Here is an 18,045-nt window from a genome sequence, read left to right as displayed (position 1 = left end):
CAGCGTTCAATTATCCTGTTGTCCAAGCTCTCTGATCCGCTGACCTTTAAAGTAACTGGTCATCGTAACCCTACTGGTTCCAGGAAACATTGTCAGGTACGTAGCGGTTTCAGGTATCTCCTTTAAGCCAACCTGGTCATGCAAAAACTCCTGGGGCTGGCCAATGTGAAAACTTTGGAAGACATCAGGGGCGTTAATGACGACATACTGATGGTGATCGACTGGTAAAGATGGGTTAAAAGGCAGGTGAATAACTTTGTCAGTCCCTGCCTTGTTATCCCATATAAAGTTCGCAGGCCGTCCGTTGACAATAAGTTGTCCGACGGGAAAAAAGAAAAATCCTTCAGAAGAGGTAATAATAAGAGGAAGATAGCGGACATGGTGACCTTCCAGGTCAGAATAATGAACTGGAAGTCCGTCTTTAAGATACTGGAAGGCGATTTGTTCTACGCCAGAATTTGTTTCATGCAATCCATTATAATTTTGCTTATAGCACTGCTCTAATAAACCTGCCAGGGGGATATAACCGCAAATGGATAAAACAGTTAAAGATTCTTCCAGACTGTTTTGCCTGTTTTGAATTATGCTTTCTGTTGTGTAGGTCTTTAAAATCGTTTCTATACGGGATGCAGGAACTTCATCAAGCCTCGTCAGAGACTTAAAAGCAAAAAATAATGATTTGTTTGGTTTGTTATGTAAGTCCTGTATACGTTCAGAAATATCTTTGCTAGAACTCGTTAGCTTTATATTGCCGTTATTATCCTCTGTCACGAGTTGGTACTGGGGGATTTTAAAATCCGGGAATTTGCTCAGTAAATCAAAGAATGCATTTCCCCTGATCAGATTCCCGGATATTTTGACACAGAGTTCTGCTGCCTTGTCACCCAGTAAATAGCATGGTATTTCTGCTTTAGACTCTGTTACATAAGGAATCAGGGCTTTATGTGGCGGTACGATATCTCCTTTGTATAATACGTTGTAGCGAATACGACCATCGCTCAGAAGCAACCTTGTGGCGAGGGTCTCATAGTTAAAAAAAGACCCCAGTAAATCCATCGGCCTTACTTTTTGCCAGGTAAGCGACGGGTTTAAAAGCTCCCTTTCAGGTTCTATCTGAAGCTTCAGACTTAAATCCAGACTTCGTATTGCATCTTGTGACAATGTTGATCGCTCAATGAGCCTGAGATTACGTTTATCATTCAGAACGGGTAAGATAAGGGGTTCGCTTTCAAGTTTATTTATCCCGGATACAGGCCAGGCTGCAACCGTTAACCAGTATGGCTTGTTTTCGTGATCAGATATTTTCGTATAACTGACCAGTAAAGCCTCAGAGGATGGCTTGTTATGCCATTGGTCAATTAATAGTTTTGATACTCTTTTATGGCAGGGTAAACCGCTTAGTTTTTCTGGTTTACCACATAGAGCCATATGCCACTGAAATGTGGTGAAAATATCGAGACCGGATTTGCCTAAGGATTGATTTATTAAAGCACCTGTCAATTCAATAATTTCTTTTTTTTCTTTAAGGGTGAGCTGTTCGAAAGTATTGATTTTTTTAAGCGGAATGAAGTGGAGAGCCTTGTCTGGTTTTTTGTAATCTTGGTTGCGATAGGTCTTTACATTGGTTTTAAACAGACCGGCATCAAATAGCTCCCCCTTGCGGTGAATAACAGGTTTCAGGATGGCAGGCATGTGATCAAATAGCTTTTCTGTGAGTTCTGATAGCACAGGGTCTGAAAGTTCTTGCTTGATTTTCTCTTTCTGTATCATAAGGGATTTAATAAAATCCAGTTCGTTTTTAAGTGTATTATCAACTTGTTCATGGTTATTGTTTTTGAATGTTACAGGGAGCGTTTTTTTGTTTAACTGCCTTTCTTGCTGAGTATTATCAGCAGATGTTGGTGGTTTTTCTTCGACTGGTTTATTTTGTTGCAGATAGTTCGTGATAGCGTAAAACAGCGGAGCACCTATTGCAGAAAATACAGTAATTACAGCAGGCACTAGATAATACTTAAAATGTGGCCACGAGTTTGCCGGGTAAGCTTTGTCAGTAGGTGTGGCTGAATTATTTTTTTTTGATTTTTTACGGGTTCGTTTGGTTAATTTAGCTTCTTTTTGTTTCGCAGATTTTTCAGCGCTGTCTGGCTCGTTAGAATTATCCTGGTTATTTGGATCTTCTTCGTCAGATGTTTTTTTTTCGGAAGAATCAGTAGACGGCCTGGGTTGTTTAAAGTGATCCTGCTCCTCGCCAGGCTGCCCGGAAACTGCGGAAGGGATAATAACAGGATATTCGTTAAAGCTGGCGCTTAGTCGAGATAGTGCAGCCTGAGCGTCATTCACTAATCTCGCATGATCCGGTTCTGTCGTTTCATAATCTGAATTTGATGGAAGGGATGGGGAGGATTGATGCGTTGTCGGGAGTAGCGCCTGTGTTTGCAGGGGAGAGAGTTGCATAGAGGAAGGCTGGTAAGCCGCATCAAATCCTGACGATGACCTTTGAGTGGTAGATGTTGGTAATTGAGTGATACGAGGCCAGGGCAGTTGTTCAAAAAGATCGAGTACTACGTAATGCGTGACGATAGAACCATTATGCATGAATACCCATAGAGTATTTTCAGTGTTAATCATCCCGCTGGCATGTACGGCGTTTGCGTATAGTTGGTAAATGTACTGCGGATTAAGCACCAGGTCTGTCAGTGAGTAAAGCCTGCCCTGAAAAATCACCATATATCCCTGGTTAAGGTAATTCTGAATCACTTCAGCAGCGAGGGCGTAAGTGCTCTGCAAATTCAGAATGTTGTCAGCAGTAACTGTCAGTTGGCCATAATTATTGTATGAGCTATGCATAATGGCAGGCACTGCCAGATTTAACCAGGCTATCTGGCTGTGGTCATTTAATGTCAAAACCCTTACGTGGTCCCGGGTAGCTAGCGGTCGAATTGAACCTTCATTGATCATACTCAGCAGTTGCTGCGGGTCAGCAACTGCATTGGAGAAGTAAGCAGTCCTGTCATAGATGACTACGTAACCGGTATTAAGCAGACTTTCAATAAACCATCGGGCAACTGGGTTTGTGATCTCTTGTGTGTATCCATGATAAAAATACTGGCCGCCCTCTGTTGAGTAATTAGCATCTGAGTTGTCGTTTAGTGGCTCATAAGCATTAATAAATTGATCTGCGTTATGGTTTCCGGGCGTGTCGACTAATACAAAAGGAGTAAGCTGGCCTGAGTTAACAGTGGCAACTCTGAGGGCTGAGTTGTTATTGGGGGGATGTTGAAGGTTGTTTATAAGTGCATTTTGAATTTGCTGTGTTGTTACAGGTACTTCGGTAGACGATGTGTAATAAAAACGCCTGTCTATAACAACTTGTGACGGCCTTTGTAATAACTGATCAATCTGTTGACGAAGGCCTTCGTGCCTGATAAGCCTGGTATTGCCTTGAGCCAGTAATGAAATGTTGTTCAGCCTGCTCTGAAAGTGATCCGGTGCATGGAAGCTTATGAGCTGTATCTGTTCGCCGTCAGGCTGGTAACCCAGAACAACTCCTTCAGGTAACGGTGGGGTGGGTAGTGCCCTCATAACCGCTCCAGGTAACTCTTGTTGTCCAGAGTAAATACGGTTCCCGTGAATAGCAAAGTAACCTTTATCAAGAACCTGTTGGATGAACTTACGGTGTACATCATTAAGTTCGCCCGTATTTAAGTCGCCTGTTTTCCATTCGGCAGCAATGCCGGATACTGGCAACAGGCAAAGCAGAAGAACACTTATAAGTGCTGGTTTAATAATTAATTCCAGTTTCATTCGTCCCCTGTACACTTGAGGATGTATTTTGTTAGTACGACATCGTATCGATAGAGTGATACCGCCTTGAAAAATAGAGAACACTCCGGTAATCGTCAATCTGAACGGCAGGCACTACGTAATGAGGGCATTTCTTACCTTCTTCTTGCGAAAAACCTGACCTTCCGGCATTTGTCCCTATTTTCATGCTTGTGGTGAGCTGCGCTTATGCTATAAAAACCGGCTCATGGCTGTTTGTCAGCTGATCCTCTATGGTTACTCGCCTGTATTGCCAAGGACTGTTACAATCTGCCCGCACGACTGTTTTAAGGAGTAGTGAGTGTCTGTAAGGTTTGTCGCAGAGTCTCGCCTGCCCACCCCTTTTGGTGAATTCATCATGCATGGATTTGAGGAGAGTGGCACTGGCAAAGAGCATCTGGCTCTCACCATGGGTGATGTGAGTCAGGGCGATCCCGTTCTTGCGCGGGTTCATTCGGAGTGTCTGACGGGCGATGCCCTGTTCAGTATGCGTTGTGATTGTGGCCCTCAGCTGGAGGCTGCCATGCGCAAGATTGCTGAGAAAGGTCGTGGCGTTATTCTGTATCTGCGTCAGGAGGGGCGTGGTATCGGCCTGATGAACAAGGTTCGGGCTTATCATCTTCAGGATGAAGGGCGTGATACCGTAGAGGCCAACGAAGAGTTAGGCTTTGCGGCGGATATGCGCAAATACGATATGTGCAAAACCATGCTGGATCACCTGGGTGTCAGCCAGTTGATTCTAATGACTAATAACCCCCGCAAAGTGGATGCCCTGACGAAACAGGGTATTGAGGTGGTGGAGCGGCAGCAGCACCAGACGGGTCAGAATCCTCATAATGAAAAGTATTTAACCACCAAAGTGTGGAAGCTGGGGCATCTGCTGGAAACTGCCTGAGTTCTCTATAGCGATGCCATGGCAGCGGCTTGTATTGATGGCACTCTGGAGTTTGGGTTGTGCTGACCAGCTTCCGGGGTGCCCTTGGCTCAGGGTTTGCAACGCGCTTGTGTTTTTCCTATGTATAACGAGGGTGGCATTGCAGTATTTGTTGTCAATGGCTCCAGTTCGCAGACAATCCGGTTATATTTATTAGCATGTTCTTTCTGGGATTCATCATTACTTTGCTCATATCGGTCACGATAATATTCTGCCAGCGTATAGGCATTCCAGCCTTGAGCTCCTGTGAAATCAGGGTTGGCACCCTGTTTTAAAAGAAAACTTACCACATCAGGCAGCCCCTTATAGGAAGCGTACATAAGAGCAGTCCAGGCTGAAGAGGGTTCGTTTGTTTTTTGAGATGGCGTACATTCGGAGCCGTCTCCAAATGATATGTAGTCTATCCACATGCAAGTTTTGCTCATTAACCATTCAATATAACCCAGGTATTGAATAAAGCTGGAATAGGTTCTGGGAACCGCAATGTTTTCTTCCTGGTAATTAATGTCAGCTCCTTGGGAAAGCAACGGCTTAATGTGCTCAATTATGGTCTCTTCCGTTGGGACATGATAACCGGCTTTTTCGGAAAAACTGATTTTTTCCTTAATACGAGTGATCAATTGTTCGTTTATCTGATCATCAGCCAGCGTTGTAGAGCACCACAAGGGAACTGTTACGGCTAAAACGGGCATTATTTTTTTGAATATTCTATAAAACATTTTTCTTCCTCTATTTCTTATAGTTAGCCTTTGGACTGTGTATTAAGGGAAGAGTTCCTGATATTCATCATAATTAAAGGCACTGGGCATACAGTGCCTTGTCTTGCTCAATTATTCACTTAAACCAAAAGCAAATACGGTTGTGTGATCGTATACCTCGCCGGGCTTCAGTTCGGTTGAGGGAAAGTCAGCCTGGTTGGGAGAATCCGGGAAATGCTGGGTTTCCAGACAGAAACCATCTCGCTTGTTATAGCGACGCCCCGCTTTTCCGGGCAGGTCATCCAGAAAGTTGCCCGTATAAAACTGTACAGCGGGCTGGGTTGTTTTTACCGTCATGCTTCGCCCTGTTTCCGGCTCGATGACCACTGCGCATTCTTTCAGTCGCGAATCCCCTTGATTGATTACCCAGCTATGATCGTATCCAAGAGCCTGTAGCAGTTGTTGGTTATCCGCATCAATATCCTGCCCGATCACCCTTGGCTCTCTGAAATCCATGGGTGTCCCTGCAACAGGTTTGATATCGCCAAAAGGTATTGCCGATGCATTGGTTGGCACGAACGAATCGGCAACTAACTGCAACTCATGTTCGAGACAGCTCCCTGAGCCTTTAAGGTTAAAATAAGAGTGATTTGTAAGGTTGACGACAGTTGTCTTATCGGTAGTTGCACAGTAGCTGACAGTCAGCTCATTCTGGCTGTTCAGGCAGTAGGTTACCTGTATATCAAGGTTGCCCGGATAACCTTCTTCACCGTCCGGTGATTGATAACGCAGAGTCAACCGGGCTTCAGTATCGTTATGTTCTGCGCTGACTGACCAGATACGCTGATTGTACCCCCGGTTGCCACCATGCAAATGGTTTGGGCCATTATTGCAGGCCAGCTGATAATGCCTGCCGTCGATCACTAACTGACCTTCCCTGATACGGTTAGCGTAACGACCGCACAGGGCGCCCAGGTAAGCCGACTGATTTTCGTAGTCAGCAACGTTATCGCAGCCCAGCACAATATCAGCAAAATGGCCGTTTTTGTCCGCTGTTTTCAAGCTTTGGATAATGCCGCCCAGGTTCAGGATGGATACTTCAGTACCCTGAGCGTTTGTCAGTGTGTAACGGGTGACGGTCTCACCCTGTGAGGTTTGACCGAAGGGCTCTTGCTTGATTGTCATTGTCATAGCTATTGTCATAACGAGCAAAAAAGTAAACAGAGAAAAACGCCGGTCAGAACCGGCGTTAATTGTGGGAAGTTGTCAGCTGACCTTACAGTACCGAGGCACCCTGACTGGCTTTGCACACATAAATATCAGCAACCAGCCCGGTTGCGGTTTTATACTGGTTGTCAATCGCCTGCCTGATCGCTTCCACCTTGCTTTCAGGAGCAAGCGCAACAACACAGCCACCAAAACCTCCGCCTGTCATACGAACGCCGCCTTCTGCACCAATAACGTCCTTGACGATATCAACAATGGTGTCAATTTCCGGTACGGTAATTTCAAAGTCATCACGCATGGAGATGTGAGACGCTGCCATTAATTCACCCATACGCTTCAGGTTGCCCTGTGGCATCACTTCAGCGGCTTCCAGAGTTCGTACGTCTTCTGTTACCACATGGCGAGCCCGGCGATAAGCCACTTCATCAAGCTCATCTTTACGGGCTTCCAGCATCTCAACGGTGATATCCCTCAATGCCTTCACGTCAAAGTGTTTAGCCACTGCCTCACATTGCTGACGACGAGTGTTGTATTCTGAATCAACAAGACCGCGCTTTTTATTGGAGTTGATAATCACCACCGCAGCGCCTTGTGGAATGGCAATGGAGCGGGTATCCAGACTGCGGCAGTCCAGCAGCATGGCATGGCCTTCCTCGCCACGGGCTGACACCATCTGATCCATAATGCCGCAGTTAACGCCAACGTACTTGTTTTCAGCCTCCTGACCAATTAAAGCCAGGTCTTTCAGGCTGATATCGTGACCAGACATACGGGTCAGTGCCAGGCCGGTGCAAACCTCCAGACAGGCTGACGACGAGAGACCAGCACCCTGTGGCACATTGCCGATGATAGCCATGTTGGCACCTTTCAGTGTCAGTCCGCGTTCCAGCAGAGCGGTTGCCACACCTCTGACATAGTTGCTCCAGGTAGCATCTTCGCTGGGTTCTACAGGCAGAGCCAGTTCAAACTCGGTGGTTTGTCCATCAAATGCCGCTGCGGTTACAACAACCTTCTGATCATCTCTTGGGGTTGCTGCAATGATCGCCTGGTAGTCGATGGCGCAGGGCAATACAAAACCGTCGTTGTAGTCGGTATGTTCGCCAATCAGGTTAACCCGACCGGGTGCCTGAAAGAATAACTCAGGCTGTTCTCCAAAGGTTTTTTCAAACAGGGCAATCAGTTGTTGTTTCATTTCCATGACTTTTATTTCAATCCAATCGTTTAATCCAATCGTTCTATCAGGCGTTCAGATAGTGTGTTTCGGATAAGTTGCGCAGCCGTTCAGCAGCCTGTTCAGCCGTCAGATCCCGCTGGGACTCTGCCAGCATTTCAAAGCCCACCATAAATTTACGCACAGTGGCTGAGCGCAGCAGTGGCGGATAGAAGTGCGCGTGCAGTTGCCAGTGCTCTCGATTATCGTCGTCTGTAGGCGCACCATGCCAGCCCATGGAGTATGGGAAAGAAGTCTGGAACAGGTTGTCGTATTTGGTCGTCAGGCGTTTGATAATATCTGCCAGTGTCGTACGTTCACTGTCTTTCAAATCCGGCATTCTCAGAATATGCCGCTTAGGCAGTAACAGGGTTTCAAATGGCCAGGCTGCCCAGTACGGAACAACTGCAATCCAGTCATCATTTTCCACCACTGTCCGTTCACCGGACTCTGATTCCTGGCGGGCGTATTCAACCAGCATATTGCTGTGCTTGTCGGTCAGCCATTGCCTCTGGTTGTCGTCTTCCTTACGGGCTTCATTGGGCAGAAAACTGCTGGCCCATACCTGTCCATGGGGGTGTGGATTGGAGCAACCCATTACCGCACCCTTGTTTTCGAACAGCTGCACCCATGGGTATTTACTGCCCAGCTCGGTCACCTGTTCAGACCAGACATCCACCACCTGACGAATGTCTTCGACACTTAACTGTGGCAGAGTTTTACTGTGATCCGGAGAAAAACAGATCACTCTTGCCTCGCCACGGGCTCCGGAAGACCTGAACAGGTCAGAGTCACCGGCAGCGTCTGGCGTATCGGTCAGCAGGGCCGGAAAATCATTGGCAAACACATAAGGCCGGGTGTAGTCCGGGTTGCTGTCACCGGTAATTCGCTCATTGCCCGGACAGAGATAGCAGCTCGGGTCGCGGGTTGGACGATTGTCGGTGGCGGTCTTTTCTACCTGTCCCTGCCATGGTCGTTTAGCACGATGAGGGGAAACCAGAATCCAGTCACCGGTCAGTGGGTTGTAACGGCGATGTGGATGATCGACCGGATTAAATTCCATAGAACTCACTCTTTACTTCCTTTATTCGCAGTAGCTATTTTTTCGCAGTAGCTATTTTTTCGTAGTAGCTATTTATTCGCTGTAGCCTTCCGGGTTTGCGGTTTGCCATTTCCAGGTATCAGCGGTCATTTCGGCAATCGTCCGGGTGGCTGTCCAGCCCAGCTTTTCGTTGGCATACGATGGGTCTGCGAAACATTCCGCTATATCGCCTGGTCGGCGTGCAACGATTTCGTAAGGAATGCTGTGACCACAGGCGACTTCAAAAGCACTCAGCATTTCCAGAACGCTGCTGCCGTTTCCGGTTCCCAGGTTGTAGGTATGAACGCCGGTATCGTTCCAGTGGGTTTTCAGGGCTGCCAGATGTCCCTCGGCCAGATCCACGACATGGATATAGTCACGGATGCCAGTGCCGTCTTCGGTTGGATAGTCACCGCCGTACACATTCAGCTTTTCCCGTTTGCCAACGGCGACCTGGGCAATGAAGGGCATCAGGTTGTTGGGAATGCCGTTAGGGTCTTCGCCAATGATGCCGCTTTCATGAGCGCCGACCGGGTTAAAGTAGCGCAGCAGGCTGAAGTTCCAGCGCTCATCCGAAGCAGACAAATCCTTCAGCATTTCCTCTATAACCAGCTTGGTGCGGCCGTAAGGGTTTGTGGGTGTGCCGGTAGGAAAGTCTTCGCGGACAGGAACGGTTTCAGGATCTCCGTACACGGTGGCTGATGAGCTGAACACAAGGTGACGTACATCGAATTCATTCATGACTTCCAGCAGGCAACGGGTACCATTGACATTGTTGTCGTAGTACTTCATTGGCACCTTTGTTGACTCGCCTACAGCTTTCAAGCCAGCAAAATGGACGACAGCATCAATAGAAAATGCTGAAAAGACTTTTCTCAGTTCTGAAATATTCCGAATGTCAACGTTTCTGAAAGCGACTTCTCGACCGGCAAGATGTGACACCCGTTTCAGGGATTCTTCCTTGGCGTTACATAAATTATCAACGACAACAACATCATAGCCAGCCTTCAGCAGCTCAAGGCATGTATGGCTGCCAATATAACCGGCTCCACCTGTGACCAGAATACTCATCTCATTATTGTCCGTGCCTGTTTAATATTGTGAATATCGTAGCGGAGAGCCGTGTCCGGTAATTTGACTTATATCAATGATGAAAATGTTTTCAAAATTTTCATTTTTTGCAATTCAGGAGACAGGGATGACTGAATTTCAGTTGAGATAGAGAAAAGTGTTTGGGGGATTTATAGGCGGATTTTCTGGTCTGAATGTGAAACCACCGGCTAAAGCTGGTGGTTGTTTCGTTCTGGAAAGCGCACCAGATTCTAAGATCTGGCAACCTGTGCCAGTGCGACAGTCTGACGAACGTCCCTGCTCAGGCGGTCATTAATTGAATTGACGATACCCTGAGGATCAAGCCCACACTCTTCCAGTTGTTGTGCATGGCTGGCAGCCTCAATGTAACGATCAGGAATACCCAGGTTCAGCACCGGTACATTCATCGCCTGTTCATTCAGGTATTCGTTTACCGCAGAACCTGCCCCGCCACTGATGCAGCCTTCTTCAACGGTGACCAGCAGCTCATGGTTTTTCACCAGTTCATTAATCAGCCCGGTGTCCATAGGCTTGATAAAGCGCATATTGGCGACAGTTGCACCTGTTTGCTCGGCGGCTTTAAGCGCGTTGGTCAGAACGGTACCAAACGCGAGAATGGCCACGCGTTTACCCTGACGGCGAATTTCACCCTTACCGATTTCCAGTGGTTCCAGGGCTTTACTGATTACTGCGCCTGGCCCCGTACCACGAGGATAACGAACCGATGCCGGGCCGTTATATTGATGACCAGTGGTGAGCATCCGGCGGGTTTCATCCTCATCACCGGGTGCCATGATCAGCATCTTGGGGATGCAGCGCAGATAGGCAATGTCGTAGCAACCACCATGGGTCGGGCCGTCTTCTCCTACCATGCCAGCGCGGTCAATGGCAAACAGTACATCCAGGTTCTGAACAGCAACATCGTGTACCAGCTGGTCATAACCCCGTTGCAGAAAGGTGGAATAAATAGCCACCACCGGTTTCATGCCTTCACAGGCCATGCCTGCTGCCAGTGTGACAGCGTGTTGCTCGGCAATGGCGACATCAAAGTAACGATCCGGATAGTGTTCGGCAAAGCGGAGCAGGTCCGAGCCTTCGCACATGGCAGGCGTAATGCCAACCAGTTTGTCATCCTGCCCTGCCATATCAAACAGCCACTGCCCGAATACATTGGCGTACTTGGGCTTTTTCGGAACAGCGGGTTTTGGAGAGAGGGCTTGCTGCTTCTGAGGTTCCAGCTTGGTAATGGCGTGGTAGCCAATGGGGTCCTGTTCTGCCGGGTTAAACCCTTTACCCTTGCGTGTTACTACATGCAGAAATTGCGGACCTTCCAGATCTCTCAGGTTTTCCAGCGTATGCAGCAGCATGGGCAGGTCATGGCCATCGATAGGGCCAAAATAGTTAAAGCCCATTTCCTCGAAGAGCGTGCCGGGAATGATCATTCCTTTAACGTGTTCTTCGGTACGGCGGGCCAGTTCCCAGGCATGGGGGATGGAGTTCAGTACCTTTTTGCTGCCTTCACGGATATGGTGATAGGTTTTGCTGGACAGTATCTTGGTCAGATAATTGGACAACCCACCCACGCTGTGTGAGATGGACATATCGTTGTCGTTCAGTATCACCAGTACATTGGCCTTCTCGTCAGCAGCATGGTTCATGGCTTCATACGCCATACCGGCTGTCATCGAACCGTCACCAATAACCGCTACAGTACGACGATGATCCCCCTTGAGCTTGGCAGCAATCGCCATGCCCAGGGCTGCACTGATGGAGGTACTGGAATGTCCAACACCGAAGGTATCGTAAGGGCTTTCACTGCGTTTGGGAAAGGCGGCCAGGCCGTCTTTCTGGCGCAGGGTATCCATGCGCCCTTTACGACCGGTAAGGATTTTGTGGGGGTAAGTCTGATGACCTACATCCCAGACCAGACGGTCTTCCGGTGTGTTGAACAGGTAATGCAGAGCTACAGTCAGCTCCACAACACCGAGGCCTGCACCAAAGTGTCCTCCGGTCTGACCGACCGAGTAGAGCAGGAACTCACGCAGTTCCCGGGTCAGCGCAGGCAGGTCGGACACATTCAGAGCGCGAAGTTGCTCGGGCGTGTCGATGTTGTCCAGTAAGGGCGTTTCGGGCCTGGTCTTGGGTATTTCGTGAAACATGTTGTCGTTTGCGATTCGGGCTTCTTCGGACTTCTTCTGCCTAACAGGGGGTGGCTGCCAGTTGAACATCAGTCAGTTTTTTCCTGAGTTCATTCTGGCTTAGATACCCCTTCTATGTATCCACCATACGCCTGTAGGTAGGGTTTGGGGAAGAGCTGGTATGAATAAACTTCCTGCTCAGGAAATTGAAAAAATCGGTTGAATCCGATTTTTATAGCTCATTACTGTCGATTGTACCTGAACCTTTGTCGATAAGGCACTCTCAGATCAGGAGCAGAAATCTGCTACATCGGTTTGGGTTCATGCACTAATGAGAGCGGTGGATAATATACTCCGCCAACTGACGAAGCACCAAAGCCCGTTCGTCGAAGTCTTTGATGGCATCAATGGCGCTGTCATACAGTGACCGGGCATAAGCCTGAGCTTCTTCAAGTCCCATGAGGGAAACGTAAGTGGGCTTGTCGAGTGCCAGGTCTGCACCCTGTTGTTTTCCCAGGGTTCTGGTATCAGCAATAACATCCAGAATGTCGTCCTGTACCTGAAAAGCCAGGCCAATGGCTTTGGCGTAGTGATCCAGTTGTTCCAGCTGGTCCACAGGTGTAAAGCGATGGCTCAGGGCGCCCATTTGCACGCTGGCGCGAATCAGGGCGCCGGTTTTGTGGTTGTGCATGTGCTGCAGCTGATCGGCAGTCAGAGGTTTGCCAACAGAGTGAAGGTCTTTCGACTGGCCACCCGCCATGCCCGCGTAGCCAGAGGCTTCTGCCAGACAGCGCAGTTGTTTCAGCCTGGATTCGGCCGAATAGTCGTCTTCCGGTATCAGAAGAGGGTTGCACAGGGTTTCAAACGCCAGGGTCTGCAGAGCATCACCGGCAAGAATCGCAGTGGCTTCATCAAAGGCTTTATGGCAGGTGGGTTTGCCACGGCGCAGGTCATCGTCGTCCATGGCGGGCAGGTCATCGTGAACCAGTGAATAAGCATGAATCAATTCAACCGCACAGGCGGGCGCGTCGGCAGACGAGTGATCGCCCCCCACTGCCCGGTTGGCTGCATAGACTAACACCGGACGAATCCGCTTGCCGCCATTGAAGACCGAGTAGGCCATGGCTTCAACCAGTTGCAGGCTGATATCACTGCTGGCAGGAATGACCTGTCGCAGTTTGTCATCGACCCGCTGCTGGCAGCGAGCCATGTAATCCTTAAGCGTCATGGCTTATTTCTCTTCCCCCTGTCCTACCCCTCCTTCAAGAGGTTCGAAAGGACGGGTTTCCAGTTGACCGTTATTGTCCAGCAGTTGTTGAACCGTCTGTTCTGCCTCGGTTAAAGCCTGCTGGCATTCTCTGGTAAGCCTGACGCCTTTTTCAAAAGCTTTGAGTGACTGTTCCAGTGTCAGGTCTCCGGACTCCATCTGTTGAACCAAAGATTCCAGCTCACTGAGCGATTTTTCGAAGGCAAAGCCCTGGTTTTTTTCTGGCATGCTGAGAGCCTGTTCGTCGTTCCGGCAGTCAACCGGATGACAACAGTTGTCACCCGGTTGGTCGATAACTTTTCCGTATTCTTGCAAAAACGGGAGTTTGCATCAGTTATGGATAATGTAAATCGTGCAGAAGCATACCACAAATCAAGGCTTGGGCGGATTCTGTTAAAACGGGGTTATGTTTCGGAGGCGCAGCTGAAAAAGGCTACTGAACTGCAGAAACAGACCGGGCAGCGGCTGGGAGAGGTATTGCTTGAGATGAAGGATATTTCCCTTTTTCAGTTACGCAGGGCGCTTTCCAACCAGACCCGGATTCGTTTTGCGTCGTCTCTGGCTATTGCCCTGCTGCAACCGTTGCAGTCACTGGCCGGGCTACAGGGTGAAGATGATTCGGATGAAGCGATACAAGGGACGGATCAGCTTACCCGGCTTATCGCACCTCTGATTAACTCACTGACGACGGCCGATGGTTTTCAGGCGCTGGAGTACGATCCGTATGATGCAAGGGCTGAGATTCGTGCAGATGGCTCGATTCGGCTGAGGATACCCTGTTCACTGGGCGAGCTAAGATTTGAGCATCTGCGCATCCGGGCTTCGGTCACCCAGGAGTACGAAGAGCTGACGATTGCGGATGTGGATCTCAGTAAAGCGAAGTTCTCGGTCAGAGCTGTACGAAAGTAGTCGCTTTTTAAAAGGCAAAAGAAAAGGGTGCAATGGCACCCTTTTCTTTTTTCAAACGTCACGAATTAAACGATTCTGTCAGTCAGTGATGAAAGCAGGTTTTACGTCAATTGCTTCAGAGTCAGTTGTAGAACCGTTGTTATGTTCCTGCCAGACATCCTTATCCATGGTTTTATCCAGGAACGGGAACTTGCGGCGGTTGAAAACCGGAGTCATACCGTTGTCCAGCTGTTCGTCGTAGTCTTTCAGAACCTGGATCACGATACTGGACAGAACGCAGATAGCGACCATGTTGATCAGTGCCATAACACCCATGGCGACGTCAGCGAAGTTCCACACGGTGGGCAGACTGCTGACAGAACCCCATATTACCATAGCCAGCACCGCAACGCGGTAAGCGATCAGGATACCTTTGTTGTCGTTGATGAAGCGCAGGTTGGATTCGCCGTAGTAGTAGTTAGCAATGATAGACGTGAAGGCAAACAGCAGGATAGCCAGTGCTACCAGATGGCCACCCCAGGAACCCACCTGAGAAGACAGGGCTGCCTGAGTCAGTTCGATACCGGTCAGTCCGCTGTCCAGCATTCCGGACATCAGGATGATAGCAGCGGTTGCAGTACATACGACGATGGTATCGACGAATACACCCAGCATGCCCATCAGACCCTGGTTAACCGGGTGCGTCGAATGCGCGGCAGCAGCAGCGTTTGGAGAACTACCCATACCCGCTTCGTTGGAGAACAGGCCGCGTTTGATACCGTTCACCACTGCTGCACCAATGGCACCACCGGTCGCGGAGGTAAAGTCAAAAGCACTGGAGAAAATCAGCTTGAATACACTTGGCAGTTCAGTGACGTTCATCAGAACAACAATCAGGGCAATGGCAAGATAACTCAGGGCCATCACAGGAACGATCATTTCGGCTACTTTTGAGATAGAACGAATACCACCGAAGATGATCAGTGCGCTGACAACAGCCAGAGCAATACCAATCAGACTTGGCTCAATGCCGTAACTGCTGAATGCTGCAGCGATGGAGTTAGACTGAACACTGTTGAATGCAAAGCCGAACGCAATGATCAGGGAAATGGAGAAAGTGACACCCAGCCAGCGCTGGCCCAGGGCTTTTTCAATGTAATAAGCCGGGCCGCCACGATAGGTGCCGTCGCCATTGTTAGTTTTGTAAATCTGTGCCAGAACGTTTTCTGCCAGACTGGTTGCCATGCCCAGCAGCGCAATGAACCACATCCAGAATACTGCACCTGCGCCACCGAGATAGATTGCTACGGCTACACCGGCCATGTTACCGGTACCGATACGGGCTGCGAGACTGGTACAGAAAGCCTGGAAAGGAGAGATCTGGGATTTGTTAGCGGTGGTTCGGCTCCCCATCATGGTTTTGATGGCAAGGCCAAAGCGACGGAACTGAACAAATCGGGTGCGAACAGTGAAGAAAATACCACCACCCACCAGCAGGTAGATCAGCACGCTGCCGTAAAGCAAGTTATTCAGCGAATCGATGATTGGTGCAATAAATTCGTTCATAAGGTTCTCGGAGTTATTAATAACCTCAGAGTTTTATTTCAAATAGCTTTTTAAAACATTAGGGAATAACCGCGAGCATCTTAGTGAAGATACTTACCGGGTGGTCGCATGGATTTTTATTAATGAAAACGGGGTATGCTGCAGGTAATGCGGTTTGAACAGCAAAAAATATTTATACGTCAATTGTTGCCTGTATCGGTATATATGCCTAGAGATGTAAGTAATGCAGGCGGGGTAGACAAGGTGTGTATATTAACTGTACAGAGCAATAAATTATGCTTTTGAGTAATTTCTGGTTAAAAAAACTGCATTTAGTGACTGAGCCACAATAAACCATTGAGAATAAAAAAAATACAGATGGAAACCATTACTGTGGCACCTTGTTAACATGTGTCGCAGGAATGGTTTTTATTTGTTGTCTTGTCAATTATTCAGGAACGGTCAGGAAGCTGGTTTGTGTCATCGGCAGCTTTGGGTAAAGCTGTTTCGGGTGGAGTCGCTTCGGATGACGTGCTGTCGCTTCCTTCGTCCAGGTCATCTGGCTCATCAGAGCCGGAAGTCCAGACATCGCTATCTATTGTCTGATTCAGGAAGGGAAAGTGCTTACGATTAAAAACCGGTGTTTTTCCTGCCTGTAACTGCTGGTCGTAATCTTTCAGCACTTGCAGTGCGGGACCTGACAGTAAAACAATAACCACCAGATTAATTAATGCCATAAGCCCCATGGAAAGGTCTGCCAGAATCCATACAGATTCCAGACTGCTGACAGCGCCCAGATAAACCAGTGTTACTACAGCCAGGCGGTATAAAAATAACAGTTTCCGGTTGTTCTTCATGAACAGCAGGTTGGATTCACCGTAGTAATAATTGGCGACAACCGATGTAAAACCAAACAGAATAACAGCACCGGTAATAAACCATGCACCCCAGGGGCCGACGATACTGCCCAGTGAAGCCTGAGTGAGTTGAATACCATTCAGAGTATTGCCTGTTTCCAGTTGTCCCGATAACAATACGATGGCAGCTGTTGCAGTGCAGATGACAATGGTGTCGATAAACACGCTGGTCATGGAAATAATACCCTGAGCTGCCGGGTGATGTGGCCAGGGTGTTGCTGTTGCAGCAGCGTTTGGGCCGCTGCCCATACCTGCTTCGTTGGAGAACAGCCCCCGCTTTACCCCCTGCATAACGGCCTGGGCAACGGAGTAGCCAATCCCCCCACCAACAGCCTGCTCAAGACCAAAGGCATGGCTGATAATCAGGGAAAGCACGGCAGGGATATCTTCCAGACGCATCAGGACGACGACCATTGCGATCAGGAAATAACCCAGTGCCATAAATGGCACCACTATCTCGGCAAATCGGGTGATGGTATGAATGCCCCTGAAGATAATCAGGCAGGTTATCAAGGCAAAAAACAGCCCGATGTACTCGATGCTGATATCGGTGTAAACAGAAACGGATGCAGCCACCGAGTTTGCATGCACCATATTAAAGACAAAGCCAAAAGTAATCAGTAGCAGGGATGAAAACAGCATACCCAGCCAGCGCAGCCCCAGAGCCTTTTGGATGTAGTAGGCGGGACCACCACGGAAAGTACCATCATTGTTATTGGTCTTATAAAGCTGGGCGAGCGTATTTTCTATATAGCTGGAAGACATGCCCAGCAGAGCCACCACCCACATCCAGAAAACAGCACCCGGCCCCCCGATATAAATAGCAATAGCCACCCCGGCAAGATTACCGGTACCTACGTGAGCTGCAAGGCTCGTACATAATGCCTGAAAGGAGGAAACTTCGTTTTTTTCGGTCCGCCTGGAAGCAAACATGATTTTCCAGGCGTGAATGAAGTAGCGAATCTGAACAAAGCGGCTACGCAGTGTAAAATAGACACCTGCACCCAGTAGCAGATAGATAAGAAGGTAGCCCCAGAGTACTGATGTGATGGCATCAATCATACCGCTCATGAATGTATCCCGATATTTCAACACCCGAGAAGCTTAGCAGATAGAATTTGACCGATTGTTCCAGTGAGTTGAAAAGCTACGCGGATTAATAGCAAACGATTATTAATTGTCTATTTCTAGTTCCTAATTTTTATCAGACCTCACCGTTTAAACGA

General features: G+C 48.5%; 13 protein-coding genes. 2 read left to right on the top strand and 11 right to left on the bottom strand.

Features of this window, described 5'->3' with window-relative positions; genetic code table 11:
* Positions 1-6: 6 nt before the first annotated feature.
* Positions 7-3,804 (bottom strand): hypothetical protein, encoded by a 3,798-nt coding sequence (locus tag NX722_RS25875; RefSeq protein WP_262565725.1) that lies wholly within the window; start codon positions 3,802-3,804, stop codon positions 7-9.
* 319 nt (positions 3,805-4,123) lie between these two features.
* Between NX722_RS25875 and ribA the strand changes: the two genes are divergently transcribed.
* On the top strand, positions 4,124-4,717 hold the full coding sequence (ribA, locus tag NX722_RS25870; RefSeq protein ID WP_262565724.1) for a GTP cyclohydrolase II: 594 nt from the start codon (positions 4,124-4,126) through the stop codon (positions 4,715-4,717).
* A gap of 89 nt (positions 4,718-4,806) precedes the next feature.
* Here the strand turns inward: ribA and NX722_RS25865 are convergent, their stop codons facing one another.
* The 8 genes from NX722_RS25865 to NX722_RS25830 all read right to left on the bottom strand — a co-directional run bounded on the left by NX722_RS25865 (position 4,807) and on the right by NX722_RS25830 (position 13,697).
* Entirely contained in the window at positions 4,807-5,475 is a 669-nt protein-coding gene (locus NX722_RS25865; RefSeq protein ID WP_262565723.1) for an ankyrin repeat domain-containing protein, read from the bottom strand.
* A gap of 111 nt (positions 5,476-5,586) precedes the next feature.
* A complete protein-coding gene (locus NX722_RS25860) occupies positions 5,587-6,645 on the bottom strand; it encodes an aldose epimerase family protein (protein ID WP_262565722.1) in 1,059 nt (352 codons plus the stop codon).
* 85 nt (positions 6,646-6,730) lie between these two features.
* Positions 6,731-7,879 carry a galactokinase gene (gene galK / locus NX722_RS25855; protein WP_262565721.1) on the bottom strand — a complete coding sequence of 383 codons (1,149 nt, stop codon included), beginning with the start codon at positions 7,877-7,879 and terminating at the stop codon, positions 6,731-6,733.
* 40 nt (positions 7,880-7,919) lie between these two features.
* The gene (locus NX722_RS25850; protein ID WP_262568723.1) at positions 7,920-8,954 is read right to left on the bottom strand and encodes a UDP-glucose--hexose-1-phosphate uridylyltransferase; all 1,035 of its coding nucleotides are present in this window, start codon (positions 8,952-8,954) and stop codon (positions 7,920-7,922) included.
* A gap of 72 nt (positions 8,955-9,026) precedes the next feature.
* Complete coding sequence (galE, locus tag NX722_RS25845; protein ID WP_262565720.1) at positions 9,027-10,043, bottom strand: UDP-glucose 4-epimerase GalE; 1,017 nt, start codon at positions 10,041-10,043, stop codon at positions 9,027-9,029.
* Positions 10,044-10,294: 251 nt separating this feature from the next.
* Positions 10,295-12,223 carry a 1-deoxy-D-xylulose-5-phosphate synthase gene (gene dxs / locus NX722_RS25840; protein ID WP_262568722.1) on the bottom strand — a complete coding sequence of 643 codons (1,929 nt, stop codon included), beginning with the start codon at positions 12,221-12,223 and terminating at the stop codon, positions 10,295-10,297.
* 307 nt (positions 12,224-12,530) lie between these two features.
* Positions 12,531-13,430 carry a (2E,6E)-farnesyl diphosphate synthase gene (gene ispA, locus NX722_RS25835; RefSeq protein ID WP_262565719.1) on the bottom strand — a complete coding sequence of 300 codons (900 nt, stop codon included), beginning with the start codon at positions 13,428-13,430 and terminating at the stop codon, positions 12,531-12,533.
* A 3-nt stretch (positions 13,431-13,433) separates the two neighbouring features.
* Positions 13,434-13,697, bottom strand: coding sequence for an exodeoxyribonuclease VII small subunit (locus NX722_RS25830; RefSeq protein ID WP_262565718.1), 264 nt, complete (start codon positions 13,695-13,697; stop codon positions 13,434-13,436).
* Between the two features lie 108 nt (positions 13,698-13,805).
* Between NX722_RS25830 and NX722_RS25825 the strand changes: the two genes are divergently transcribed.
* Positions 13,806-14,378, top strand: a complete 573-nt coding sequence (locus NX722_RS25825; RefSeq protein ID WP_262565717.1) for a hypothetical protein — start codon at positions 13,806-13,808, stop codon at positions 14,376-14,378.
* A 78-nt stretch (positions 14,379-14,456) separates the two neighbouring features.
* Here the strand turns inward: NX722_RS25825 and NX722_RS25820 are convergent, their stop codons facing one another.
* Positions 14,457-15,923 carry an alanine/glycine:cation symporter family protein gene (locus tag NX722_RS25820; RefSeq protein WP_262565716.1) on the bottom strand — a complete coding sequence of 489 codons (1,467 nt, stop codon included), beginning with the start codon at positions 15,921-15,923 and terminating at the stop codon, positions 14,457-14,459.
* Positions 15,924-16,354: 431 nt separating this feature from the next.
* Positions 16,355-17,890: an alanine/glycine:cation symporter family protein gene (locus NX722_RS25815; RefSeq protein WP_262565715.1), complete on the bottom strand. Its 1,536-nt coding sequence runs from the start codon at positions 17,888-17,890 to the stop codon at positions 16,355-16,357.
* Between the last annotated feature and the right edge of the window lie 155 nt (positions 17,891-18,045).

Origin of the sequence: Endozoicomonas gorgoniicola (genome assembly GCF_025562715.2) — a bacterium.
GTDB lineage: Bacteria > Pseudomonadota > Gammaproteobacteria > Pseudomonadales > Endozoicomonadaceae > Endozoicomonas_A > Endozoicomonas_A gorgoniicola.
This window is presented reverse-complemented; position numbering and strand designations above follow the sequence as displayed.